Annotated in this window: 15 protein-coding genes and 1 tRNA gene; 9 read left to right on the plus strand and 7 right to left on the minus strand. The window is 68.7% G+C overall.

The annotated features are described in order from the left end of the window. Positions 1 to 27: 27 nt before the first annotated feature. From OXG79_01805 to OXG79_01820, 4 genes are all read right to left on the minus strand, one after another. Complete coding sequence (locus OXG79_01805; GenBank protein MCY3782502.1) at positions 28 to 936, minus strand: alpha/beta hydrolase; 909 nt, start codon at positions 934 to 936, stop codon at positions 28 to 30. Beyond that, a complete protein-coding gene (locus tag OXG79_01810) occupies positions 933 to 1,451 on the minus strand; it encodes a 4'-phosphopantetheinyl transferase superfamily protein (GenBank protein MCY3782503.1) in 519 nt (172 codons plus the stop codon). Before OXG79_01810 ends, OXG79_01805 begins: the two co-directional genes overlap by 4 nt. Before the next feature lie 311 nt (positions 1,452 to 1,762). Beyond that, positions 1,763 to 2,008, minus strand: a complete 246-nt coding sequence (locus OXG79_01815) for an acyl carrier protein (GenBank protein ID MCY3782504.1) — start codon at positions 2,006 to 2,008, stop codon at positions 1,763 to 1,765. Between the two features lie 234 nt (positions 2,009 to 2,242). Next, the gene (locus tag OXG79_01820; protein ID MCY3782505.1) at positions 2,243 to 12,511 is read right to left on the minus strand and encodes an SDR family NAD(P)-dependent oxidoreductase; all 10,269 of its coding nucleotides are present in this window, start codon (positions 12,509 to 12,511) and stop codon (positions 2,243 to 2,245) included. Between the two features lie 167 nt (positions 12,512 to 12,678). Here OXG79_01820 and OXG79_01825 point away from each other — a divergent pair, with 167 nt between their 5' ends. Then, on the plus strand, positions 12,679 to 12,825 hold the full coding sequence (locus tag OXG79_01825; GenBank protein MCY3782506.1) for a hypothetical protein: 147 nt from the start codon (positions 12,679 to 12,681) through the stop codon (positions 12,823 to 12,825). Between the two features lie 172 nt (positions 12,826 to 12,997). Here the strand turns inward: OXG79_01825 and OXG79_01830 are convergent, their stop codons facing one another. Beyond that, positions 12,998 to 14,062 carry an aryldialkylphosphatase gene (locus tag OXG79_01830; GenBank protein MCY3782507.1) on the minus strand — a complete coding sequence of 355 codons (1,065 nt, stop codon included), beginning with the start codon at positions 14,060 to 14,062 and terminating at the stop codon, positions 12,998 to 13,000. A 101-nt stretch (positions 14,063 to 14,163) separates the two neighbouring features. Further along, positions 14,164 to 14,237: transfer RNA gene (locus OXG79_01835), tRNA-Val, on the minus strand. 107 nt (positions 14,238 to 14,344) lie between these two features. Here OXG79_01835 and OXG79_01840 point away from each other — a divergent pair. Beyond that, a complete protein-coding gene (locus OXG79_01840; GenBank protein ID MCY3782508.1) occupies positions 14,345 to 15,376 on the plus strand; it encodes a D-cysteine desulfhydrase family protein in 1,032 nt (343 codons plus the stop codon). A 289-nt stretch (positions 15,377 to 15,665) separates the two neighbouring features. Here OXG79_01840 and OXG79_01845 read toward each other — a convergent pair whose 3' ends face one another. Continuing rightward, entirely contained in the window at positions 15,666 to 16,097 is a 432-nt protein-coding gene (locus OXG79_01845; protein MCY3782509.1) for a VOC family protein, read from the minus strand. A 62-nt stretch (positions 16,098 to 16,159) separates the two neighbouring features. Between OXG79_01845 and OXG79_01850 the strand changes: the two genes are divergently transcribed. The 7 genes from OXG79_01850 (at position 16,160) to ftsH (ending at position 25,367) form a co-directional block, all read left to right on the plus strand. Continuing rightward, complete coding sequence (locus tag OXG79_01850) at positions 16,160 to 16,963, plus strand: zinc dependent phospholipase C family protein (GenBank protein MCY3782510.1); 804 nt, start codon at positions 16,160 to 16,162, stop codon at positions 16,961 to 16,963. Further along, the gene (locus OXG79_01855; GenBank protein ID MCY3782511.1) at positions 16,956 to 18,524 is read left to right on the plus strand and encodes a D-aminoacylase; all 1,569 of its coding nucleotides are present in this window, start codon (positions 16,956 to 16,958) and stop codon (positions 18,522 to 18,524) included. The genes OXG79_01850 and OXG79_01855 overlap by 8 nt, the downstream gene beginning before the upstream one ends. Before the next feature lie 490 nt (positions 18,525 to 19,014). Further along, a complete protein-coding gene (gene glmS, locus OXG79_01860) occupies positions 19,015 to 20,856 on the plus strand; it encodes a glutamine--fructose-6-phosphate transaminase (isomerizing) (protein MCY3782512.1) in 1,842 nt (613 codons plus the stop codon). Between the two features lie 95 nt (positions 20,857 to 20,951). After that, on the plus strand, positions 20,952 to 21,353 hold the full coding sequence (locus OXG79_01865) for a septum formation initiator family protein (protein ID MCY3782513.1): 402 nt from the start codon (positions 20,952 to 20,954) through the stop codon (positions 21,351 to 21,353). A 29-nt stretch (positions 21,354 to 21,382) separates the two neighbouring features. Next, positions 21,383 to 21,814, plus strand: a complete 432-nt coding sequence (dut, locus tag OXG79_01870; protein MCY3782514.1) for a dUTP diphosphatase — start codon at positions 21,383 to 21,385, stop codon at positions 21,812 to 21,814. 46 nt (positions 21,815 to 21,860) lie between these two features. Beyond that, positions 21,861 to 23,234, plus strand: coding sequence for a tRNA lysidine(34) synthetase TilS (gene tilS / locus OXG79_01875; GenBank protein MCY3782515.1), 1,374 nt, complete (start codon positions 21,861 to 21,863; stop codon positions 23,232 to 23,234). 159 nt (positions 23,235 to 23,393) lie between these two features. Continuing rightward, positions 23,394 to 25,367 (plus strand): ATP-dependent zinc metalloprotease FtsH, encoded by a 1,974-nt coding sequence (gene ftsH / locus OXG79_01880; GenBank protein ID MCY3782516.1) that lies wholly within the window; start codon positions 23,394 to 23,396, stop codon positions 25,365 to 25,367. The last annotated feature ends 35 nt before the right edge of the window (positions 25,368 to 25,402 follow it).

Genomic DNA, 25,402 nt, shown 5'->3' on the forward strand with positions numbered 1-25,402 from the left:
GCCGGCCGACGCGATCGGATCCGGCTGTCAGCCGCCGTCGAGTTCCGAAAGAAACCCGCGCACCACCTCGGCGCAGGCTTGCGGCTGTTCCAGCTGCAGAAAGTGCGTCGTCTCAGGCAGAAAGTCGTAGTCGACCGTGAGCACGTGGCTCAGATCAAAGGTCGGAAGATATGAATACGGCAAGGTTGGATCGGCGCCGACAACCTTGACGGGGCACTGCAGCGTTTCAAAGTCGACTAACACGGCAAATGCGCTGGCGTAGTCAATGATCTGCGCCTCGAATTCACGCGGGCAGCGCAGCTCGAAACCCTCGCCGTCGGCGGACTTCCGCAGCGTGGCGCGCGCCACCAGATCGAACACGCCGGGGACGCTGCGGTAGTAGGTCGGAATGAAGCTCAGCAGATCCGCGAGCTGCTCCGTGCTTTGAAACCGCTCGGTGCGGCGGCGGGCCGCGGCGGCCGTTCGCATGGCCGCGGCGTCAAAGTCCTCATAGCTCCTGCCGGGCTTGCATATCGGCGGGTCAAACAGCACCAACGCGCCGAATTCACCGCCCGTGGTCGGGGACAGCAGGGTCGTCAGCGCCGAAAACGAATGAAAGATGCCGACTTTCGGCTTGCTCCCGAAGTGCCGATCGATCGCCTGCATGATTCGGTCGTGATCGAGAACCAGCGTCGGCACGTTGTGGTCGGCAAGGGAGGTGACAGCGTTCCAGCCATGATTTCGCAGGTCGTAGACGATCAGGTCGAAGTCTTCGGCCAGGAGCGACCAAAATGGATAGTAGAGGTCGATCGCCAGACCGTTGCCATGGCTCAGGACAAGCCGTGGGCCTGCCGGATTCCCATGACGACGCAGCGTCACGACGGTGTCGTCGTCCACGCGCACCTCGTGAATGGAAAGCGGCTCGGGCACCTGCCACACGGTTTCGTCGGTCGTCATGCGTTCGCCGGCGTTCCCAGCGTGCAGCCGTTGCCGCGGCCTTGTTCGGGCGCCGCGCGAAGTTCATGGGCGACGGCGGCGGCAAATTGCTCATTGCCAAGGTCATCCAGCCGCCACCGAACGCCCGGCATTTCGGGCGATTGCAACGTGGACTGGGTCGTGCCGCCGAGCATGGCCGTCGGAATGTGAACGCGGGACGGATCCAGGGCCATGCCCATCCCATGGGCTTTGATCAGCGCTTCCTTCATCGTCCAGAGCTTGAAGAACAGGTGAGTCCGCGCATCGCCGCGCGTACGGGCGAGCAGCGCCTGCTCCTGTTCGCCCAGCACGGTCTCCACCAGGAGGTCGAGGTTGCGGTGCGCGACGCGCTCCTCGATATCTACCCCCAGCCGGCCGGCCGGCGCGAACGCGATCAACCCATGGCCGCCGCTGTGGCTCACGTTGAAGCTGTCGGGGACCGGCATCCCGTCCACCGTGGCAAACGGCTTGCCATGCTGGGACTCCTCGAACGCCAACTGCCCGTTCTCGCACCCGAGCCGTCGACAGAGAATGGCGCGCAGGGCCGCGCGGCACAAGCCAAAGCGACGCCGGGGACCGGCGAACTGGAAGCGTCGCCACCTGGATCGCTCAGACTCATCCAGCCACCCCATCGCCTCGGCCTCTCGGGCCGCATCCGGCGTCAGGTCGATGTGGACAATCCTCGCCTCGCCCACCAGCTTGAACGGACGCCACCAGTCCCCGACGCACGAAACCCCCATGGACTAGGCTGGCGATTCGCGTCGGCTCCCCATGGGCGACAGTATGGCCCCCTCGCGGGAGCGTGACGCTAGGCGGCTTGCGCGTCGATGTACGCGGCCAGGTCCTTCAGGGTGCTGAAGCCTGCGCAGTCGTCGGGCGTGAGCGGAACGTCGAACTCGGCGACGATGACCTTGGCAAACGCTACGAAGTCCATCGAAGGAACTCCGGCGTCCGAGAGGTTGGCGTTCAAGTCGTCCGGAACGGACACGGGCTGACCGTCCACTTCGAGGTTCTCGGCAACGAGTTTCTGGATACGTTCTGCAGTCGACGCCATGGATCGATCCTTTTCTGGAATCACCAGTTGGGCAAAGAGGCCATCAGTGTAGTCAGCGGGCGGAAGGCGATCAATTTGGCGGGCGGTCACACGACCGCGATTGCACGAGTTGCCGCGACACTGGCCGGTCGAAGCGCAAGGGTGGATTCCCACCTCCGCGGGAATGACGGCCCGGAGCCAACTCACCTCCAGCAGCGGTCGGTTTGCGCTAGGAGTTGCGAGTCGTTAGGAGGCCTAGGCCCAGTGATGCCGGCGCTGGAAGGGATAGCTTGGCAGAGGAACCCGGCGCCGCGTCTCGCCCGCGAAGAGCCCGGGAAAGTCGATCGCGAGGCCGACGTCGTAGGCGGCAGCGACCGCTTCGACGAAGCGGCCATCAGACTCGGAGGCCGAGCCATCGATGCCCGGCTGCCGCAGGCTGCTGATCACGACCGGCGCCGGAGCGGTGTCGGCATCGGGCCAGGCGGGATGGACCTGCGGCCCCAGCACCGCATGGGGACCAATCTCCACGACCACGTCCACGCCCAGGGTTGCCAGCGTCTCGACGCAGCGCCCGAAGGCCACCGGCACGCGCGCCTGGCGGTGCCAGTAGGCCGCATCGAGCGCGTTGTCCGATTCGAGCACCCCACCGGTCACGCTGCTGATCAAGGGTGACGAGGGACCGGCGACCGCAACATCCTCAAGCGCGGCCTCCAGGCTGCCTTCGAGGGCCAATCCGGGTCCCGGCAGCGCCGACATGAGCGCGCCGCGCGCCACGGCAAAACGCAGGCCGTCGTCCAGGCTGAAGACCCCCGCCGCCTGGGCCGCCGCCATCTCTCCAATCCCGTGCCCCACCACCACGCCGGGCCGAACGCCCAGGCTCTCCCACAGGGCGGTGAGCGCGCACTCCAGGGCATAGATCGCCGGATGCGCCCATGTGGCGTCGTTCAAATCACCCGCGGAATCGCTCCGCCCGAACATCGCGTCGAGCAGCGACGCGCCGCGCTCGTCGCTGACGACCGCCTCGCAGCGATCCAGTACGGCCCGTACCACCGGCTCGGTCTCGTAGAGGGTCTGGCCCATCCCGGTCCAATGGCTGCCCTGGCCGGTGTAGGCAAAGGCCACCCGCCGCGCCGTCTCCGGCTGCCGCTCGAACGGCGATTGGGCGATGGCCCGCAACCGGTCGCCCAGCGAATCGGCGTCGTGGAACACCACGCCCGCGCGGTAGTCCAAGTGACTGCGTCCCACACTCGCCGTCCACGCCATGTCCGCGAGGTCGGAGCTTGCGACGGCGCCGTTGCTCGCGGCAGGTCCGCCTTGCTCTCCCAGCCATGCCACGTAACGTTCCGCCAGGTCTCGCAGCGCCTGGTCGGACCGTGCCGATAGCGGCAGCAACCGCGTCGGGCGTTCGCCTATCTCCTCAGCCGACAGCGGCACGTCGGCCAGCGCCTCGGGCAAAGACGCGGGTATCGAGCGCGCGGCGCCGGCCGGAACGCGGACCTCGTCGGACGTAACCGACGAGCCTTGCATTGAGTCGTAGCCCGCCAGGACCACGTTGGCGTTGGCGCCCGACATGCCAAACGCGCTGACAGATGCCAGGGGCGGCCGGTCGGGAGTCTGCGGCCAGGGGGTGTCGCTCGCCGCCACGCGGACGGGCAGCCGGTCCCACTCGATCTGGGTGCTGGGGGAATTGAAGTGCAGCTGCCGGGGAATCACGCCCTGCTGCAGGGCCAGCACGGTCTTGATCAAACTGGCGATCCCCGCCGCCCATTCGGTATGACCGATGTTGGCCTTGACGGAGCCGAGCACCAGGGGGCGGTCCGGATCGCGGCCGCGGCCATAGACCGCCGCCGCGGCGTGCACCTCGATCGGGTCGCCCAATGCCGAGCCGGCGCCGTGCGTTTCCAGATAGTCCACGTCCGCGGGCTCGACGCCGGCCCGCGAGAGGGCGTCCTGAAGCAGCCGCTCCTGGGCCGGACCGTTCGGCACGGTGAGACCCGCGCTTGCCCCGTTCTGGTTGACCGCCGCGCCGCGAATGACGCCCCAAATCCGGTCGCCGGCCGCTTCGGCGTCCGGCAGGCGCTTGAGCACCACCATGCCGCAACCGTCGCTGCGCACGAAGCCGTCCGCGTCGGCATCGAAGGTGCGGGAGCGTCCGCTGGTGGACAACATGCCGAGATCGTTCAGGAATCTTGTGATCCCGCGGGACAGGGGAATGCTCACGCCGCCGACCAGCGCCATATCCACCTCGCCGCGTTGGAGCCCGGCTACTGCCTGATGCACCGCCACCAGCGACGAGGCGCAGACGGCGTCGAGCGGAATCGCCGGGCCTTCCAGCCCGAACACGAAGGCGAGGCGTCCGACGGCCATGCTCCCGGCGGTGCCGACAAAGCTGTCGGGCTGGCCACTGGCCGCGATGACGTCGCGATATTCGTTGCCGCCCAGCCCAACGTAGACCCCCGTGCTGCTGCCACGCAGTCCCTCCGGATCGATGCCCGCATCCTCGAGCGCGTGCCACGTCGTCTCCAGCAGCAGCCGCTGGCGCGGATCCATGCCGCGCGCCTCGATCGGCGAGATGCGGAAGAAGCGGGAGTCGAATTGCTCAATGCCCTCGATGAACGCGCCGCGGCGAAACACGGGGTCTTCAGCCGCCGGGTCGCCAAACAACCCGGTCCAGGAACCGTCCGCGTCGCGCGCCTCGGTCACGGGGTCAACACCCGCCTCCAGCTGCCGCCAGAAGGCGAGCGGGTCGTCCGCGCCGGGGAAGCGGCAGGCCATGCCGACGATGGCGATGCCGTCATCCTCTCGCTGCGACGGGGGGGCGAGCGCCGGGGCCTCCGGCTCCGGCGACGGCGCGGCGCCGCCGACCTGGCCGAGCTCGCCGACCAGATGACGCGCGAGGCTGGCAACGTCCGGATAGTCGAACACCAGCGTATTCGAGGCCACGTATTCGTCCGCAAACGCCCGGTTCAGCCGGTTTCGCAGCTCCACGGCCATCAGCGAGTCCATGCCCAAGTCGAAGAAGCCAACCGTCGGCGACGGCGTGCTGGTCAACCGCAGCACCGCCTGCAACTCCCGCTGCAGGAAGGACACCAGCACCTGCTCGGGATCGGCCGCCGGCGCGGTTCGCAGTTGGGTCAACAGGTCGTCCGACGAGGCCGCGGCGTCGGCCTCGTCATCGGCCGTCGAGGTGAGCATGTCTTCCAGCAGCGGCGGGCGGTCTTGCACGGCCTCTTCGAAGACCGACCAGTCCATCGACATCACGACGGAGTTCGTGGTGTCCTGCCGCACCAGCCGCTCGAGGGCCTGGATGCCTTGCTGCGGGGTAAACCAGCGCCCGCCGAGAGCGGCCCGCCGTTGCTCGATCCGTTCCCGTTGCTCGGCGGCTTCGCCGATCTCCGACCACGCGCCCCAGGCAATGGACTGTCCCGCGAGACCAAGCGCGCGACGGTGTCCCGCCAGCTGATCCAGGAAGGCGTTGGCCGCGGCATGGTTGGCCTGGCCCGGATTCCCCATCACGCCGACCCGGCTGGAGAAGAGGATGAAGAGGTCCAGATCGCGGTCCAAGGTCGCGCGATGCAAGTGCCAGGCGCCCACGATCTTGGGCCGCAGGACTCGCTCGAAGCTCGCCCAGGTCTGATTGGTCAGCGCGGCGTCCGACAGCACGCCGACGCTGTGGATGACGCCTCCGAGCGGCGGCAAGTCCGCATCGATGCGCGCCAGCATGGCGTCGATTGCTGCGGTGTCGGTCACGTCCGCCAGCTCGACCTCGACCCTGACTCCACGCCGGCGCAGCGCATCAATGGCCGCCTGCGCCTCGGGGTCGGGGTCTCTCCGGCCATTCAGCACGATGGCGCCCGCGCCGTGCCCCGCCAGCCATTCGGCCACGGCGCAGCCGATGCCGCCCAGGCCGCCGGTCACCAGGTAGGAGCGGTCCGGCCGCAGTTGCCCCCGCATCAGCGGCGGCGGCGTGAGGACGATTTTGCCGATGTGCCGGGCCGATCGCATGAAACTCAAGGCGGCTCCCGCCTCGGCCAGCGGCCACCGGCTGTGGATGATCGGCGTCAGCTCTCCCGCCGACAGCCGCTCCATCACCTCTCGGAGCACCTCGCCAACCCACGCGGGGTCGGTTTTCTTGAGTACGTCCAGCTCCAGGATGTCGTAGGAAACGTCCGGGCGAATTGCGGCCATCTCCTCATGGCTCAGGATGTCCCGCCGGGCCAGCTCGACGAACCGTCCACCCTGCGCGAGGCAGGACAGGCTCGCCTCGATGAATCCTTCGCTCGTGAGGCTGTTGAGCACCACGTCAACGCCCTCGCCGCCGGTGGCTTCGAGGATTTCTGCGCCGAACGTGGTCTGGCGGCTATCGAAGAGATTCTTGACGCCGACCGACCGGAGGTATGCCTGCTTCGGAGCGCTGGCGGTGGCGAAGACTTCCGCGCCTGCCGCTTGGGCCAGCTGGATGGCTGCCAGCCCGACGCCGCCCGCGCCGGCGTGAATCAGCACGCGGTCGCCAGCTTCCAGGCCCGAGTAGTGGTAGGACAGCGCGGCCGAAACGTACGCGCTCGGGATGGTTGCCAGGGCCGACACGGACATGCCCGCCGGCGCCGGCGCCACCAATTCCTCGCGCGTGATCATTTCCGGCCCGAACGCGCCGAAGCCCAACCCGACCACGCGGTCGCCGACGGCGACGGTCGACACCTCGGAACCTACGTCGAGGATGTGCCCGCACATCTCCCGGCCCAGATCGCCCTCCTCGATGAAGCCGAGCGAACGGAACACGTCCCAGAAGTTGAGCCCGGTGGCCTCGACCGACACGCGAACTTCTCGCGGGTCTAGGGAACGCGCGGGGAGCGGCTTGATCTCGGGGCTGTCGAATATGCCGCTCCGGTCCGGAGCCAGCACCCAATCGGAATCCTCGGGCAACTCCAGCCGCTCGCCGGCGGCGCCGGGCCGCACCAGCCGCGCCACGCGGCGACTCCCCGAGCGGTAGGCGATGTGGTTCTCCGGGTCGGGATACAGCAGCTCATTGACGAGATCGGCCAGCGGCACGGAGGCGCCGGGGTCCAGATCGAGCATTCGCGGCTGCAAGTGGGCCGCTTCCAGCGTCACGACTTTGCCCAGGCCCCAGAGAACCGCGCCGGCAAGCTGTCCGCGCTGCTCACGCTCGAGCACCTGCGCCCCACGCGTGACGAACCACACGCCGCGTTCCGGCACGACGTCGGAGTCGCCCAGCCCTTGCACCATCGCCAGCGCGCTTGCCCCCGCGTGGGTCACGTCCCCGGCAATCTCGTCGGTCGTTGCCTGCCGGCCATGGCCGTCGAGCCCTGCAAGATGCACGACGCCGTTGAACGGCACGTCTCCAGGCAAGCCTTCGAGCAGCGATTGCCAGGACTCGCGACTCGCGGGGTCCACGTCGGCCTTGACGATCATGGAGCCGCCGGCTGCCAAGGCGCCGGTTTCTGCCCCGTCTCGGCCTGCGAGGACGACCGTCTGGTTGCGCGCCGCCAACGACGCGGCGAGCTCGTCCGCGACGCCGCCGCGGTCCGACGTCACCACCCACAGCCCTGGGGATTCAGCCACCTGCGCGGGACCCTGGGCCACGATCACGCCCTTGTCCAGCATTTCGAACGTGAAGGAGTCATCGACGCCCAAGACCTCCACTCCCGTGAATCCCACGTCGCCAAGAGCCCGCCGCCATACCGACGGCTCGGCCAGGGCGTGGTGCGGACGGTAGTCGTCGGCGAACCGCCACCAGCCGTCTAGCTGGCCGAAGGTGAGGTCCATCCAGCCCAGGCCGCGCAGGTTCTCGAGCGCCACCAGGTGACCCGACGGCGCGAGCAGGTCGGCGCAGTGCGCCAGCGTCTCTTGGAGATAGCGAGTGGCGTGGAGCACGTTGGAGGCGATGAGCAAGTCGTAGCCGTGGGCGTCGAAGCCCTGCGCGATGGGGTCCCGCTCGATATCCAGCGGGCGGTAGTCGATGCCGTCGCTGCCGAACCGCCCCTCGGCCTCGGCAAAAAAGCCCGCCGAGATGTCCGTGTAGATGTAGTCGAAGCGCCCTTCCGGAAGCTCCGGCAGCACGGACGCCGTGGCCGATCCCGTCCCGGCTCCGACCTCGATCACCCGCAGGCGTCGCCCGTCGGGCAATGCGGCGACCAGCGCCTGGACGGCCTCAGACAGCATTTGGTTCGCGGCGCGCGCCACCGGCGCCTTCAGGTACAGATCGGCGGCGGTCGGTTCGCCGCTGCTGAACAGCAGCGTCAGCGGGTCCTCGTTGCCGCGCAGCACGTCGGCCAGGGCGAGGCCCGACCGCCGGAAGAGCCCGATTTCGATCTGGCCGTCGGGATACATCCCCGCCATTCGATCGGCGAACTCGTCGACGTCCCGCGGCATGTGGTCCGGCAACGGGTCGTCCGGCCCCACGACCACTTTGAACCCGTCCTCGGTCTCCTCAACTACCCCGGAATCGGCGAGCATCTCGAACATGCGGCGGAAGACGCGCTGGTGCTCCGGCAGCACGTCGAGCCGTTGCCGCAGGTCTTCGGGGCCGACGACTTCGCCCTTCGCTCGCTCCCACCCCAGCTCTTCCAAGGTCGCGAGCGCGCGGGACCGCGACCATCGCTCCAGATCGGCCAGCAGCGCGTTCCGGCCTTCGGGATCGACGCCGGCGTCATTCAGATAGCCGGGGAACACCTGCGAACCAGCCGCTACCTCAGCCGGGCTGGGGAAGAATTCGGCGGCCTCGATGCCGGGCGGAAGCACGCGCTCGCGCCAGGCGATCTCGTACAGCAGGTCCTCGACCCCTTCGACCGCCGCGAGCAGTGCCGCCCGTGTGGCTCGCTTGATCGTGTACCCGCTCAATTCGCCGATGAGAACGCCGCTGGGGTCGTAGAGGCGCAGCTCGCCGCTCAGGACCTCCGGCGGCTCTTCCGATTCCCCTTCCGCCTCCTTCGAAACCTCGCTCATGCGGACGTGGCAGTGCACGCGATCCGGCAGCCGTCCTCTGAGCCAGAATCGCTCCCAGCCGAAGGGCAGATAGGTGGCCTCGTCCGGCGCGCCGGTCACGTTGCGTGCGATCCCCACGACCTGGAAGCAGCCATCCAAGACCAGCGGATGCACGTCGAGTTGGTTTCGACCCACGGCTTCGGGCAATACCACCTCGGCCAGGGCCTCCCCGAGACCGGACCACGCCGTTCCCAGCGTGCGGAACAACGGGCCAAGGTCGACGCCGGTCGCGCTCCTGGCGCGGTAGTAGGCCGGCACGTCGGCCGGTGACAGGCGGGCCTTGACCGCTTCCAGATCGATCCGCTCACCGGCTTCCGGCAGCGGCGCGTCCGGCGCCGCGCGGCATTCCACGTGCGTGGTCCACTCCTGCTCGGACCCCTTGCTGAAGATTTGCACCGGGCGCGGGGACGCCGGCTCGGCGGCGTCGAGCACGACCTGGATCATTCGGCCCGCGGCATCCGAGCCGTCGGCGGATTCCTTCTCCGAGAAGACCAACGGGCTGTGCAGCTGCATGTCGTCGACGACGATCGAGCCGCCGCCCTCGGCCAGACACGCGGAGGCCGCCATCGCGCCGTAGAGCGCGCCCGGCGCCACGAGCCGGTCGAAGACCTTGTGATCCCGCAGCCAGGCCGGGTCGGACGGGAGAACTTCCGTCTCAAAGGTGATCTCGCCACGAGCGGATTCGTGGCGGACGCCGAGCAATGGGTGACCGGCGCCGGTCCGCCGCTGCTTCGACGCCTCCAGCCAGTAACGCTCGCGCTGGAACGGATAGCTCGGCAGCGCAACCCGACTCCGGGACTCACCGGCGAAGAGTCCCTCGAAGGAGAGATCCAGTCCGGCTTCGTAGGCTGCCGCGACGGCGTCGACGAAGCCGGTCTCGGGCTCCGAAGAGGCGCCGTTCCTCGGTGGACGCCTGAGGCTGGCAAGCACCATCGGCGCGTCGGCGGCGTCTTCTGGCCAGGCCAGCGTGGTCATGGGTCCCAGCACCGCGTGCGGGCCGATCTCCAGCACCAGATCAACCCCGAGATCCGCCATCGCCCGCACGCCGCTGGCGAACGCCACCGGCTGACGGGCGTGACGCCGCCAGTAGGCCGCGTCCAGCGCCATGCCTGGCTCCACCGCCCGGCCGGTGAGATTGCTGATGACTGCGAGCGTGGGAGTCTCGATCGCCACGCCGTCGAGGGACGCTTCCAGCCCATCCAGGGCCGGCTCGACCAGGGCGCTGTGGAAGGCGCGGGTCGTGTTCAGCCGTCGCGCTCGGATGCCCTCGGACTCCGCGCGCTCCAGGACGGCTTCAATGCCCGCGGCCGGACCGCTGACCACCATGTGGGCGCCGTTGTCCGCCGCGATGCTCAGCTCGACGCTGTTGGAAGCCGCATTCAGCGTTTCGACTTCCGCCGCCACCCGCGCCGCCGGCGCGAAGATGGCGGCCATGGCGCCAGGCTTGACGTCGGACAAGAGCGCGCCCCGAGCCGCGGCGAAGCGCATGCCGTCTTCGAGGCTGAAGATGCCGGCCGCCTGCGCCGCCGCGATCTCCCCAACGCTGTGCCCCAGCACCACGCTGGGCCGCACGCCCACGCTTGACCACAGCGCCGTCAGGGCGCACTCCAGCGCGTAGAGGGCCGGCTGCTCCCAGGCCGTGTCGCCCAGGTCACCGGTTGCTCCGTCGCGATCAAACATCACGTCCAGCAACGAGGCGCCCCGCGCCTCGCGGAACACCGCCTCGCAGCGGTCGAGCACCGCGCGCGCCACCGGCTCGGTCTCGTAGAGAGCCCGTCCCATGCCGACCCACTGGCTGCCCTGTCCGGTGTAGACAAACGCCACGGTGGTCGGCGAACGCGGCTCCGCCCTCGTGTCTGAGCCGGACAACGCGGCGAGCCGGTCGCGCAACGATTTGGCGTCGTGGAACACGGCGCCTGCCCGGTGATCGAAATGGCTCCGCCCGACGCCCGCCGTCCATGCCGCATCCGACAAGTCCGCGCCGTCGGCGCTCTTGTCAATCCACGACAGATATCGCTTGGCGACGTCCCGGAGCGCATCCTGCGACTTGCCCGACAGGGGCAAGAGTCGAGTTCGGCGCGGAACGAGATCGTCCTTCGGAAGCGGCAGCGCCGCCAGAGAATTCGGCAACGAAGCCCCGACATCCTGCGCAGCGCCCGCCGGTGAGTCCTCCGCGCTGGGCATGCCATTCGCGCCGGAGTATTCGCCAACCACAAGGTGGGCGTTGGTGCCGGATATCCCGAACGAGTTCACCCCGGCCAGCCGCGGCCGCCGGCGGTCACGTGGCCACTCCGCCATGGTTGACGTGATCTGCACCGGCTGGCTATCCCAGTCGAAGCTCGGGTTCGGGTCCTGGAAATGCAGATGCTTCGGGATTACGCCTCGCTTCACGACCAGGGCGGCCTTGATGAGTCCGGCGACTCCGGCAGCGGACTCCAGGTGCCCCAGGTTGGTCTTCACCGAACCCATCAGCAGCGGTCGGTCGGCGTTCCGTCCTTGGCCGTAGACAGCGGCCACGGCATCGAGCTCGATCGGATCGCCCACGGCGGTGCCGGTGCCGTGCGCCTCCACGTAGTCGACGTCCGACGGCCGGACGCCCGCCTCGGCCAGCGCCGTCGCCATCACCTGTTCCAGCGCAGGCGTGTGCGGGACGGTCAGCCCGACGCTGGCACCGCCGTGATTGACCGCCGAACCTCTGATCACCGCCCAGATGCGATCCCCGTCGGCCTCAGCGTCGCTCAGGCGCTTGAGTACGACGACCCCGCAGCCTTCACCCCGCACGTAGCCGTTTGCCGAGGCGTCGAAGGTCTTGCACTGGCCATCGGGCGACAACATCATCGCGTCGGCGCGCAGCTCGTAGATGCGACCGTTCAGGATGGCCTGCACGCCACCGGCGATGGCCAGGTCCGCCTTGCCGAACTGCAGGTCCTGCACGGCGTCGTGCACCGCCACCATGGCCGACGCGCACGCGGCGTCGACCGCCTTGGCCGGCCCCATCAGCCCCAGGAAAAAGGAGACCCGTCCGCTGGTGCCGTTGAGGTTGGTGCCGCTAAGGGCGTAGAGACTTCCGGCTGCCTCGGTGGGTCTGCTGGAGTCCACCACCAGCATGCGGTACTCGTCGTTGCTGATGCCGGTGTAGACGCCGGAGCGGCTGCCGATCAGCCGCGCCGGGTCGATCCCCGCGTCCTCGAGGGCCTGCCAGCTCGTCTCCAGCATCATGCGCTGCTGCGGGTCCAGCAGCTCCGCCTCGACCGGCGAAATGCGGAAAAACGAGGCGTCGAACCGGTCGATATCGTCGACAAAGGCGCCGAAGCGGCAGGCAGGGTTCGCAACGTCGGGATCGCGGATGATCTCGCCCACGCGTCCGACGCCGGAACCGGGCACCCCTTCGGTTACCGCGTTTCCGCCATCGACCAGTAGCTGCCAGAAGGCATCCAGATCGGTCGCGCCCGGAAACCGGCACGCCATGCCCACGATCGCGATAGGTTCCGCGGGAGAACCGGGGCGCGTGTCTGCTCGCATCATCTTCTTCCGTTAGGCACCGCTACCGCCGCGATGCCGGTTCATGGCTTCCTCGCACGTCGGCTCCCCGACGCCATCGTCGAGGCATTCAGGGCTGGGAGAAACCCATCGGAGATGGCCGACCAAGACCAACGATAACCGAAGATCGAAGGCCCTCGGACGAGCGGGTGCTCACACTAGCCTTCGTGACGGCGTCGGCCCCAAGCGGTGCCAAGGGCTACTCCCAGGGCAACTCCGATCGCCACGCCGACGCCGACGTTGCCCAGTGCCGCGCCGATGCCCACGCCTGCACCGGCTCCGAGTGCGATGCCTAAGCCGACGTGCCTACCTGAGCGCATGCCGCGTTGCCTCCATCGCCGATGGCGACATCATGCCCTCTTTCGGATAGACGCCCTGGACGCCGCCCGCCGCTCAAGTCGCGATAGCGCCGGGCAATTCGGACCCGGCGAGCGCGTTCATCCCGCCATCAAGCCGTTCATCCCGCCATCAAGCAAAGCCGAGAATGCGCTTCGGATTCTCGAGCAGGATGGTGTCGATCTGCTCTTGGTCGAAGCCTCGTTGCCGCATCATCGGCACCACATAGTTCAAGATGTGGGGAAAGCCCCAGCCACCGTAGCGAACCCGCGTCGACTTGCGGCAAATGTCGTGTGAGACCAGGATCTGCTCGAGGTGGCCCGCCTCCAGCAGCGCCAGGATCTCGTAGATGCGCTGGGTGTCGTTGGGGATATCCATGTAATCGTCGGCGGTCCAGTACGAAGGGAAGTGGCCCTCCCAACCGAAGACGTCGTATTCGAGGTAGCACCCGGTCCGCGCCAGTCGCAGGCGCTCCTCGGGGGTGCGCAGGCGGACGTCAATGTGGCACATGATGACGCGGCGCAGATCGGCGCCGGCGGCGGAGATGATATCCACTATTTCGAAGGGTGCGGCGCGGTTGCGGCCCGGATGAATGCTGAGGCATGCGCCGGTGTGCCGCTGCGCCCGGGCGGCGGCGCGCAGCACCTTGCGCTCGTTGTCCTCCAGCGGCCAGGAACAGCCGATCTCGCCGACGATGCCGGCCTTGACGCCGCTGTCGCCGACGCCGATTTCGATGTCCCGGACGATTTCCGCAAACACGTCGTCCTCGCTCTTCGCGGCAAGCTCGGGGGGATGACTCGGGGCGGTGTAATATCCCGATCCCATGATGATGTTGAGCCCAGTGGAGCGGGCGATCCGCGCCAGGCCTTCCGGGTCGCGTCCGACGCCGTTGATGGTGCAGTCGACGATGCTTTTGCCGCCCGCCACTTTGAAGAGCAGGGCTTCGTCTATGGCCTCGCGCTCGTCCAGCAGGCGCAGGTTGTCCAGATTCTCAAAGGAGTGGTAGCGCAACCAGCCCAGGTTCTCGATGCCGACCGGCTCGAAGGCCCGCCCCCGCTGGCTCGCCGCGGCGGGCAGCGCAAAGGCGCAGGACAGATCGACGAGCAGGTGTTCGTGAGGCAAGGTAATGCCCAGCTCGTCGCCGCATATCAAGCCCAGGACGGTCTGGACTTTTCCAACTCGTGAGGCATCGGCCATATCTGCACGCCTCCGCTATGTGCCCGCGAACTTCGCGAAGCCGGCACGAAATACCGCCCGCATAGCCGACGTTTTCAGGCTCTTGGGTCTGTCAAAGGCGGTGGGCGCGAGGGGACTCGAACCTCTGACCTCCACGATGTCAACGTGGCGCTCTAACCAGCTGAGCTACGCGCCCGCGGTGCAACCCGCCCGGCGGGTGCGCGTAGCATACTTCATCGGTTTCAGGCGCCAGACAGGCGCGCGGCGCATACTTGGGGTCTGCGAGATGGGGAATCTGCACGCATGAACACCCGCGATCCGGCGCCGGTGTCGGTGGCCGATCTGCGACGCCGGATTTCGGCCCTGCCGCGCTTTCACCTCACCGACCTGCCCACGCCGTTCGAGGAGCTGACCAATCTCCGCCAGGCGATCGGCGGGCCGCGTGTCTTCATCAAGCGCGACGACCTGACCCACAGCGCCCTGGGCGGCAACAAGAACCGCAAGTTCGAGTTCGAGGTGGCCGACGCCCTGCAGCAGGGCTGCGACGTGATCATGTGGGGCGGTGGCGTGCGCCAGTCCAACCATGCGCGCCAGTGCGCGGCGGCGGCGCGCAAGGCCGGGCTGGACGTCGTGTTGGTGCTGAACCGCGGCATCCACGGCGACGACCGGCAGGGCAACCGCCTGCTCACCGAGCTGCTGGGCGCCGACGTGCGGCAGGTGGACAGCGACGAGATGTTCGGCGTCGAGGAGGAGATGGACCGGGTCGAGCGGGAGCTGCGCGCCAAGGGCCGCCGTCCCTACATCGTCGGCTACAGCCCGCTCACCGCCGTTGGATATGTCGAGTGTCTGATTGAAACCGTGGAGCAGGCGGCCGAGCGCGGCGTCTCCCTCAGCCATGTCTACGTCGCGTCCGGCGGGGGCACGCAGGCCGGGCTTGAGCTTGGCGTGCGGGCGCTGGGCCTGGACCTCCAGATCCGGGGCTTCACGCCGCTGCGCGTGCCCGGCGGGCGCACGCCCGAGCAGGCCCGGATGGCGAACATGACAGCGGAACTCCTGGGGCTGGACTTGACGCTCGATGCCGCCGAGATTTCGAACACCGACGCCTACATGGGGCCGAGATATGCAGGGGCCACGCCGGACGGCATCGAGGCGATCAAGCTGCTCGCGCGGATCGAGGGCGTGTTCCTGGAGCCGGTCTATACGGCCAAGGCCTTCGCCGCGCTGCTGGACGACGTGCGCAGCGGCGATCTGAGCGAGCAGGACGCCGTGGCCTTCATGCACACCGGCGGCACGCCGCTGATCTTTGCCTACGCGGAGGAGCTCAGCGCCGGGTAGTCGCTCGCTTCATCATTCGGATGCGACCTGGCGGCCCAGCACGATGCGCTGCGTCCTTGGTTTGGCCGCAGGCGAATTGGCGGTGGATTCCCGCCTCCGCGGGAATGACTGAGGGGGCAATACCCTCACTCCAGCCCTTTCCCCACGGAGAGTCTTTCGTCGCCCTTCGTCATTCCGGCGGAAGCCGGAATCCAGGTCCGCTGAACCTATCCGCCCTGCCGTAGGGGCGACGCATGCGTCGCCCCCAACTTCTTTACGCAACGATCTCCTGCGGAAGCGGGTCTCAGCCCTACAGCCGCTCGGTGAACTCGATGACGTTGCTTTCGGGGTCCTTGGCGTAGACCACGCGCTTCCACGTGTCCGGCCAGTCCTGCGGCGATCCCCAGTAGTCCAGGCCCAGGCCCTCCAGGGCGGCGAGGATCGGGTCCAAGTCGTCGACGATGAAGTGGATGTGATTCATGCCGTGGCCATTGGGCCCCTTGGGCACGATGGCCGAGGGATGATTCGGATACTTGATCAGCTCGACGCCGTTGGGATGCTCCGGCGTGCCCAGGATCACGGCCTGCAACACAACGCCGGTGAGACCCGTGATGCCGTCGATGAACGGTCCCTCGCGGACGACGCGGCGGGTTTCCTGCAAGCCCAAGATCTCGCCGTAGAACCGCTCCATGAGCGGCAGATCGCGCACGACGACTCCCGTATGCCCTATCGTGATTGCCACAGCGTTCCTCCTGCACCCGTCTGTCGCCATTGTGGCGCACGCGGGTGGGATTGGCTTGCCTGATGGCCCTGTCGCGTGCGCACTTGCAGCTTGCCGTCGAGGCGGTCGACCGCATGGGCGGACCGCTGCGGCGAGTGATCGACGCGCACTTCAGCAACTTTTGCGTCGGCGCGGTGGCTCCTGACGCGCGCGATCGCACCGCGACGGGCCGCGCGGCCACCCACTTCTTTGAGTTTCGCGAGCCGTCCACCTGGGGACGCGCGACAGCGGAGCTGTTCGCCGCCCGGTCTGCGCTGGCGCGACCTGACCACGTAGCCGACGAGCAAGCCGCCTATGTAGCCGGCTATCTGGCACATCTTGCGGTGGACGAAGTCTTCGTCCTCTTCTGCGGTGAGTATGCGCGGCGCGCCGACAGGGCCGCTACCGTGGGACTCACCTACGCCCTGGAGCGCGGCTGGGACGACCCATCGGGGGCTCTGGCGCGGGCGGCGGGCTCGGTGCATCCGTTCGATCCGGGCGGGATCGACCTGATCGTCGCCGCGGAGCCACTGTCGAAACTGACGCGGTGGGTGCATCTGCTGGCGCTCGCGACCAGCCCGGCGGAGATTGTGCGTGTGTTCGACCGCGCCGACGGACGACCGGACGATCCAGCCGAGGCCGAGCGCATCGCCGCCGAGCGTGTGTCCACCGGGCGGGAGCTATTCGGCAACGACGTGGCGGAGCGGTTCGCGGCGCTGGCCGCGGACGAGATCGACCGGCGCCTGACGGCCTACGAGCGCGGCGACGGGGCGCGCTACGATTCGCCATCCCTGCGGGCCGGTTTCGAGACCGCGCCGCCAGCCGCATCCGGAGACGCCCGTGCATGACCTGGTGATTCGTGACGCGAGCATCGTCGACGGCACGGGCGCGCCCGGCTACCGCGGCAGCGTGGCCATCGACGGGACACGCATCGCTGCCGTGGGGCTGGTCCCGGATCGAGGCACGCGTGAGATCGACGCCGGCGGCCGCGTGGTCTGCCCGGGATTCATCGACGTGCACACGCACTCGGACCTGATGCTGCTGGCCGAGCCGGCGCACGAACCCAAGGTGCACCAGGGCGTCACGACCGATCTGCTGGGACTTGACGGGATCGGCTACGCGCCGCTGGCCGACGACTTGCAGACTTCCTTCCGCGACTACTTCGCCGCGCTCAACGGCGATCCGCCGATCAGCTGCGACTGGTCTACCGTCGCCGGCTGGCTGGACACGTTCGAAGGCGCGGCGGCCTGCAACGCAGCGCATCACGTGCCGCATGGATGCGTGCGGGCGGCCCTGGTCAGATGGGAAGACCGGCAAGCCACACCCGAAGAGCTGCGCGCGATGCAGCAGATCACGCACGAGGCGTTCCAGGACGGGGCCATCGCGCTCTCGACGGGCCTCGACTACAAGCCGTGCGCCTTTGCCGACACCGATGAGCTCGTGGCGTTGAGCGAGGTGGCGGCCGAATTCGGCGCGCCCTACGTGCCGCACATGCGCTACATCCTCGGCATGCGCGACGCCATCCGGGAGACCATGGCCATCGGCCGGCGGGCGGGATGCCCGGTCCACATCTCGCACTACATCAGCAGCGGTCAGCGCTGGTGGGAGAACCTGGACGAGGCGGACCGCGGCATCCGCGCCGGCGTGTCGCTGTCGTTCGACACCTATGCCTATCCCGCCGGCAGCTCGCTGCTGCACTTTTCGTTCCCTGACTGGGCGCTCGAAGGTGGGCCGCAGGAGATGCTGCGCCGCCTGGAGGACGCCGATACGCGGGCGCGGATCGCGACGGAGATGGCCAATCGCGCCGGCGACAACGCGCTTGAAGTCGACCGCGCGCTGCTGTCGAGCATGCCGGCCGGTCCCAATCGCCACCTGGAGGGCCGCATGCTCGGCGAGGTGGCCGACGAGCGGGACCGGGAGCCGCATGCGTTCCTCGTCGACCTGGTGCGGGAGGAGCGCGGGCGCGCGGCGTCGGTGTTCTTCAACGACCAGACGGACGACGACTTCGCGCAGATCATGCGCCATCCAAGCCACATGGTGGGCAGCGACGCCATCCTGCTGGGCGACGCGCCGCACCCACGCACCTACGGCACCTACCCGCGCTTCCTGGGTCGCTGGGCGCGCGAGCTTGGCGTCGTTTCGCTCGAAGCCATGGTGCGGCGCATGACGGGCATGCCGGCGGCGCGCTTTGGCCTGGTGGACCGCGGAATCCTTGCCCCGGGCATGGCGGCCGACGTGGTGGTATTCGACGCGGACACCGTCATCGACAACGCCACCTTCGAACAGCCGCGGCGACTGCCGACCGGCATCGACTACGTGATCGTCAACGGCACGCCCGTGATCGACGACGGCCGGCACACGGGCGCGACGCCGGGTCGGGGCTTGCGCCGGGGCCGGCCCACCGAGTGAACGACTCCGCGCCGGGCTACAAGGGCGGCGGTTGGTTCATGCGCCTGTGGTGGGCCGCGTGGCGCCGCGTGCTCTCGCGGCGCTGCGCCGCTTGCGACGGAGGGGGTCTGGAGGCCGGTCATTCCGGTCCGTTGCCCAGCGGGCGCCCCCACCGCTGCCCCCGCTGCTACGGCACCGGACGCGTCGCCTGGCCGTAGACCGCTCCGTTTGCCGGCGACCGCCGGCGATGCATGCGGCTTCGGGGTGCGGGCCGGTTGGAAACCGGCCCCTACCGGCCACGGCCCCATCGGGTCTGCGGTAGGGGCGAGTCTCCGACCCGCCCGCCCAGCGCCACGCCCGGCGTAGGCGCGACGCATGCGTCGCCCGGCCGTGCGTCTCGAATCGCGGGATCGTCACGGCGAGGGTGTCCGAAAACGTTGTTCAAGCGACCAATCGGGCGGTATAGTTGACATAACCGCGCCCCCAGGCGCGTCTTCCTTGGAGCAGGCGGATGTGCGGCATCGTCGGGTATCTCGGCCACGAGCCCGCCTCCGGCCACATCCTCACCGGCCTGCGCGCCCTGGAGTACCGGGGCTACGACTCGGCCGGCCTAGCCGTGCTGGGTCCGGACGGGATAAGCGTGCGTCGGCGGGCGGGTCGCCTGCACGACCTCGAGGCCCTGGTCGAGGCCCAGCCCGTCGAGGGCACGATGGGCATCGGCCACACCCGCTGGGCCACCCACGGCGCGGCGACCGACGCGAACGCGCATCCGCACCGCGATGGGTCGGGGCGCGTGGTCATCGTCCACAACGGCATCACCGATAACTTTGCCGATCTCCGCGACCGGCTGCTGGCATCCGGCCACGCGTTCAGCTCGGAAACCGACACCGAGGTCATTGCCCACCTGATCGGACTTGAGCTGGAGGCGGGCGCCGACCTGGCCAGCGCCGTCGGAGCCGCCGTGCAGCAACTCGAAGGGGCTCACGCCATCGTGGCGCTGTCGCCCGACGTGCCGGACGTGCTGGTCGCGGCGCGCCGGGGCGCGGCCGGGGGTCTCGTCGTGGGCCGCAACGGGGAAGCTTCATGTATCGCTTCGGACCTGGTGGCGGTGATTCGCCACACGCACAGAGTCCAAGTCGTCGAGGCCGACGAGATGGCCGTGGTGCACGCCGACCGTGCGGCGCAAATCACCGACCTCCGGCTGCGGCCGCGCACGCGGGCCATGATCGACATTCCCTGGGACCCGCTCTCGATTGCCAAGGCCGGCCACAAGCACTTCCTCGCCAAGGAGATCCACGAGCAGCCGACCACCCTGGCGTCGGTGATTCGCCCACGCATCACGCTCGATCCGATCGAGCTGAGGTTTCCGTCCTTCCGGCTGCCCATGCCCGCCGCCGAAATCGAGCGCGTGGTGCTGGTTGGCAGCGGCACGGCCTGGCACGCCGGTTTGATTGGGCGGGACTACATCGAGGACTTTGCCGGCTTGCCCGCGACCTGTGAGATCGCCTCGGAGTTTGCCTATCGCGCGAGCCCGCTGAGCCCGCGCACCCTGGTCGTCGCGATCACGCAGTCCGGTGAGACCGCGGACGTGCTGGCCGCCATTGGGCGCGCGAAGCGGGGCGGGGCAACGGTGGTGGGCATCGTCAACGTGGTGGGCAGCGAGGCGACGCGCCAGGCGGACGCGGTGATGTATATGCACGCGGGCCCGGAAGTGAGCGTGGCCGCGACGAAGACCTTCACCTCCCAGTTGGCGTCGCTACATTTGCTGGCGTGCCAGCTCGGCGTCGCCCGCGGCGTGCTCAGCCAGGAGGAACTGCGGCACCACCTCGCCGCGTTGGCGCACGTGCCGGAGCACGTCGAACGCGCGCTGACCTGCGAGCCGCAAATCGAGTCCCTGGCTCGCCGCTTCCACCGCTTCCGCGACTTCCTCTATATCGGGCGCGGTCAGGCGTTTCCGCTGGCGCTCGAAGGCGCGCTGAAACTCAAGGAAATCTCATACATCCACGCGGAGGGCTACGCCGCCGGCGAGCTCAAGCACGGCCCCATCGCCCTGGCCGAGTCCGACGTGCCGGTGGTCGCCGTCGCCACTGCGGGTCCCCTGCGGGACAAGACGCTCAACGCCGTCGAGCAAGTGCGGGCGCGCGGCGCCCCGGTGATCCTGATTGCCACCGAGGGCGACGAGCAGGCGGGCGCGACGGCCGACGAGGTGGTCTACGTCCCCAAGACGGCGGAGGCGGTGGCGCCGATCGTCACCGCGATCCCGCTCCAGTTGCTGGCCTATCACGTGGCCGTATGGCTGGGAGCGGACATCGATCAGCCGCGCAATCTCGCCAAGTCCGTGACGGTCGAGTAGCCGCCGTGCGAACGCAATGCACCTGGACCCGGGTGCCTGACTTGTCGCGGCCCGCGCCCGCGAAGCGTTGCATCGCGCTGGACCGGCGGGACTAAGTGGCCTCGCGGACGCAATTCCTGCTCCGGTCGCTGGCGATGCTGGCGCTGATCGCCGTCCTGGTGGTGATCATCCAGGAGGCCAGCGGTTCATCCACCCAGCAGGTGGCTCAGCAGCGCGTCGAAGAGTTGCAGCAGCGGATCAGCGCCGCCGAACTCGAGAATCAACGCCTCGACGAGCAGTTGCAATACGCCCGCTCATTGCCGGCGTTGCGGGAGATGGCCAAGCGCGAGCTCGGGCTGGTGAACCCCGGGGACCAGGCCGTGGTGCTTCAGGGCCAGGTGGAGGACCGCCCCCGACCGGCGCCGCTGCCGATCCCGACGGTGCCTCCGCCCGAGCCCGAGCCGATCGAGCTTGGGTATCTCGGCGGTTGGATGGCGCTCCTGTTCGGCGGCGACTGAGCCGGGCAGCCCCGCTAGACTGACCGACTATGCGCGTGCCCATTGCGCGGGTCGATCCGACGCTTCCGCTGCCGCGCTACGCCACGGGAGGTTCCGTCGGCTTCGACCTGATCACGCGCGAGACCACGCGCATCGAGCCCGGCGCGATCGGCCTTGTGCCCGCGAACGTCATCATCGCCGCGCCCCCCGGGTATATGGTCCTCGTCGCCGCCCGCAGCAGCACCCCGCGGCGAACCGGCCTGGTCGCGGCTCACGGCGTCGGCATCATCGACCGCGACTATTGCGGGCCCGACGACGAGATTCACGTCCAATTCTGGAACCCCACCGACAAGCCGATAGCAGTGGAACGCGGGGCGCGCATCGCGCAGGCCATACTGGTTCGGGTGGAGACGGCGGAGTGGGTGGAAGGCGAACCGGAGGGTGCGGAGAGCCGTGGAGGATTCGGCAGCACCGGCGACTAGCGATTTCCAAGATGCCGCGCCGCTAACCCGCCGTCAGGTTCGGCAGGTGCAGGATCGCGTCTATGCGGCGTTGGCGAACGCCGGCCTGGGTCCCGACGACCTGATCGTCGCCGCCGTCTCGGGCGGACCGGATTCCATGACCTTGCTCGACTGCCTGGTCGCCGCCCGGCGCCGGGGCGGGCCGGCCGTGCACGTGGCGCACCTGAACCACGGACTGCGCGCCGAAGCCGCGCAGGTGGCGGAAGCCGTCGTCGGCCATGCGCGCGACGCCGGCCTGCCGGTGACCGCCGGCACACCCCACGACTATCCGGTTGGCGAGACGGGGCGCATGCCGTCCGAAGACGCCGCCCGCCGCGCCCGCTGGATGTTCCTCAGAGACGTTGCACGGCGCGTGGGGGCCGTGCGCATCGCCACGGGCCACACCCGCAACGACCAGGCCGAGACCGTGATCATGAACTTGGCTCGCGGATCCGGGCTGCGCGGGCTTGCGGGAATGCGGGCGAACGATGGCGAGATCCTGCGCCCGCTGCTCGCGGTTTCGCGCCGCGACACCGCCGCCTACGTGCAGGCCCGGCACCTGGTCGTCGACCGTGATCCGCTGAACGAGACGCCAAGGTTCCGACGCAATCGCATCCGACATGAAGCTCTGCCGCTGCTGGACGACATCTATCCGGGGGCGGTGAACGCCATCGCCCGCGGCGCCGAAGTTCTCGCGGGCGAGATCGACGGGCTTCCGCTCTACGTGCAGTCCGCCGACGGCCGGCGCATGCCGCTGCATCCGGAGCGCGCGGCGGTGCCGGAGGGTTTGTTTCCCGCGACGTTGGTCGCCGCCGTTCGCGCTTTTGGCGGCCGGCGACAGCTTGGAGCGGCGCCGCTGGGCGCCGTGGCCCGTGCGCTGCGCGAGGACACTCATGGGCGTTGGGTCGATCTGACGGCCGACACGCACGCCTTTGTCCGCGACGGGGCCGTGGTGCTGTACCCGGAGCGGGCGCGCGACGCGACGTGGCGACCGCCGGTTTCGCTGACCGTGCCTGGCGAGGCGCGAGTGCCCGGCGGCTCGGTCGTTGCCGAGCTGATCGCGGGCGGCCCACCTTGGGGGCATGGCGTGGCAGTGGACGGGAGCACGCTCGACCACCAGCGGCTGCAGGGCCGCACGCTGACGCTGCGCGCCCCGGCGCCGCATGAGCGCGTGCACCCGGCTCGCGGCGAGGACACGCGCGACCTCGCACGGCTGCTCCGCAGCCGCGGGGTGACCGCCGACATCGCCGCGAGTATTCCGGTGCTCGACGTCGACGGCGCGGCCGTCTGTGTGCCCGGCGTATGGCGGGACCATGGCTTTGCGCCGCGTCCGGACGCACGCACCGTCGTGGCGCTGCATGCGCGCTGGGATGCGATTCGCCCGCCGGAAGCACGGGCGTGAATCCTACGGATGGCAGCGTTGGACTGCGCGAGACTCGAACCGTGGTCACCGCGCCGCGCATAACATTGCGAGCCGCTGCCCTGATATACAGTAGGCTGGGCTAAGTGCCCGCGTTAGCGCCGCGGCCCGTCGCATTCCCGCACGAAAGATTCTCGATTCATGAATAACCGACTCGTGCGCAACGGGTTCATGTATCTCGTGCTGGCCGTGGCGATCCTGGTCGTGCTGTTCGTCATGTTCAATCCGGGACAGCCGAATCAGCAGGTCGTGCCGATCAGCGAACTGCTGAGCCGGGTCGAAGCCGCCTCCGACAGCGGCTCGCTGCCCCGAATCATGGTGAGCGACACGCGCATCGTGGCCGCGTTCGACGGCAACGTCACCATCAGCGCCGTGGTGAACGAACGTTTTGACATCGACCAGGCGCTCGCCAACCGAGGCCTCAACGTCAACGGCCAGCAGGTCGCCGTCCAATACGAGACGCCCAGCCCCGCCCCAACCATCATCAGCATCCTGACCTCGATCTTGCCGCTGCTGATTTTCGTCGGGTTGCTGGTATTCATGATGCGGCAAGCCCAAGGCTCGAATTCGCAGGCGCTGAGCTTCGGCAAGAGCCGCCCCCGCATGGTGACGGGCAACCGCCCGCGCGTGACGTTCAAGGACGTGCAGGGCGTGGACGAGGCGAAGCAGGAGCTGGCCGAGGTGGTCGAGTTCCTCAAGTACCCCGAGAAGTTCACCAAGATCGGTGCCGAGATCCCGCGCGGGGTGCTGCTGGTGGGCCCGCCGGGAACCGGCAAGACGCACTTGTCGAAAGCCGTCGCCGGGGAGGCCGGGGTGCCGTTCTTCAACATCAGCGGCTCCGAATTCGTGGAAATGTTCGTGGGCGTGGGCGCCTCGCGCGTGCGCGACCTGTTCGAGAAAGCCAAGCAGAACTCGCCGAGCCTGGTGTTCGTGGACGAAATCGACGCCGTGGGCCGGCAGCGGGGCGCGGGCCTGGGCGGGAGCCACGACGAGCGCGAGCAGACGCTGAACCAGATTCTCGTCGAGATGGACGGCTTTGACACCGATCAGACCGTGATCGTGCTGGCCGCGACCAACCGCCCGGACGTGCTGGACCCGGCGCTCCTGCGGCCCGGACGATTCGATCGTCGCGTGGTGCTGGATCTGCCGGACATTCGCGGGCGCGAAGCCATCTTGCGCGTGCACGCGCGCGAGAAGCCCATCGAACAGGACGTGGACCTGGGAACCATTGCGCGACAGACGCCCGGCTTCTCGGGCGCCGACCTGAAGAACCTGCTCAACGAGGCGGCCATTTTGGCCGCGCGCCGCAACCGCACGACGGTGGGCATGTTCGAGCTCGAGGAGGCCATCGACCGAGTGATCGCCGGTCCCCAGCGCAAGAGCCGGGTGATGAGCGAGCACGAGAAGCGCGTCACGGCCTTCCATGAGATCGGGCACGCGCTGGTGGCCCATCTGCTGCGGCGCGCCGACCCCGTCTACAAGGTCACGATCCTGCCCCGCGGTCAGATGGGGGGCTATACCCGGTTCCTGCCGTCGCAGGATCGACACCTGTTGACCAAGTCGGAGTTCGAGGACCAGCTGGCGGTGGCCATGGGCGGCCACGCCGCCGAAGTGCTGGTCTTTGGCGAGATGACCACCGGGCCGAGCAACGACATTCAGATGGCCACCGAGATCGCCCGTCGCATGGTCACGCAGTACGGCATGAGCACCAAGCTCGGTCCCCGGGCGTTTGGTCGCCGGGAAGAACTGGTGTTCCTGGGACGGGACATTGCCGAGCAGCGCAACTACAGCGAGGCCGTTGCTGAAACCATCGACCGCGAGGTCTCCCAGTTGATCGATGACGCCCACCACCGGGCCCAGGACATGCTGGCGCGAAATCGTGGCCTGCTCGAGAAGCTGTCGGAGACCCTGATCGAGGTCGAGACACTCGACGCCGAGGCCTTCGAGCGCTACGTCGACGAATACCAGGGGCGCACGCCGGCGACGCAAAGCGATCCGCAACCCGCGCCGCCAGGTCCGTCGCCGGCGCCGGCAGCGCCGGCATCTCCCCCGGACCCGCCGGCGGAGCCTACACCCGCGCCCAAGCAGCGGCCCGCGGAGGGCGCCGCCGGCTAGCCGCCTGGCATCGGGGCACGGGCCGGCGGCCCGCG

The sequence above is a fragment of the Chloroflexota bacterium genome (genome assembly GCA_026706485.1).
Taxonomy (GTDB): domain Bacteria; phylum Chloroflexota; class UBA11872; order UBA11872; family UBA11872; genus JAJECS01.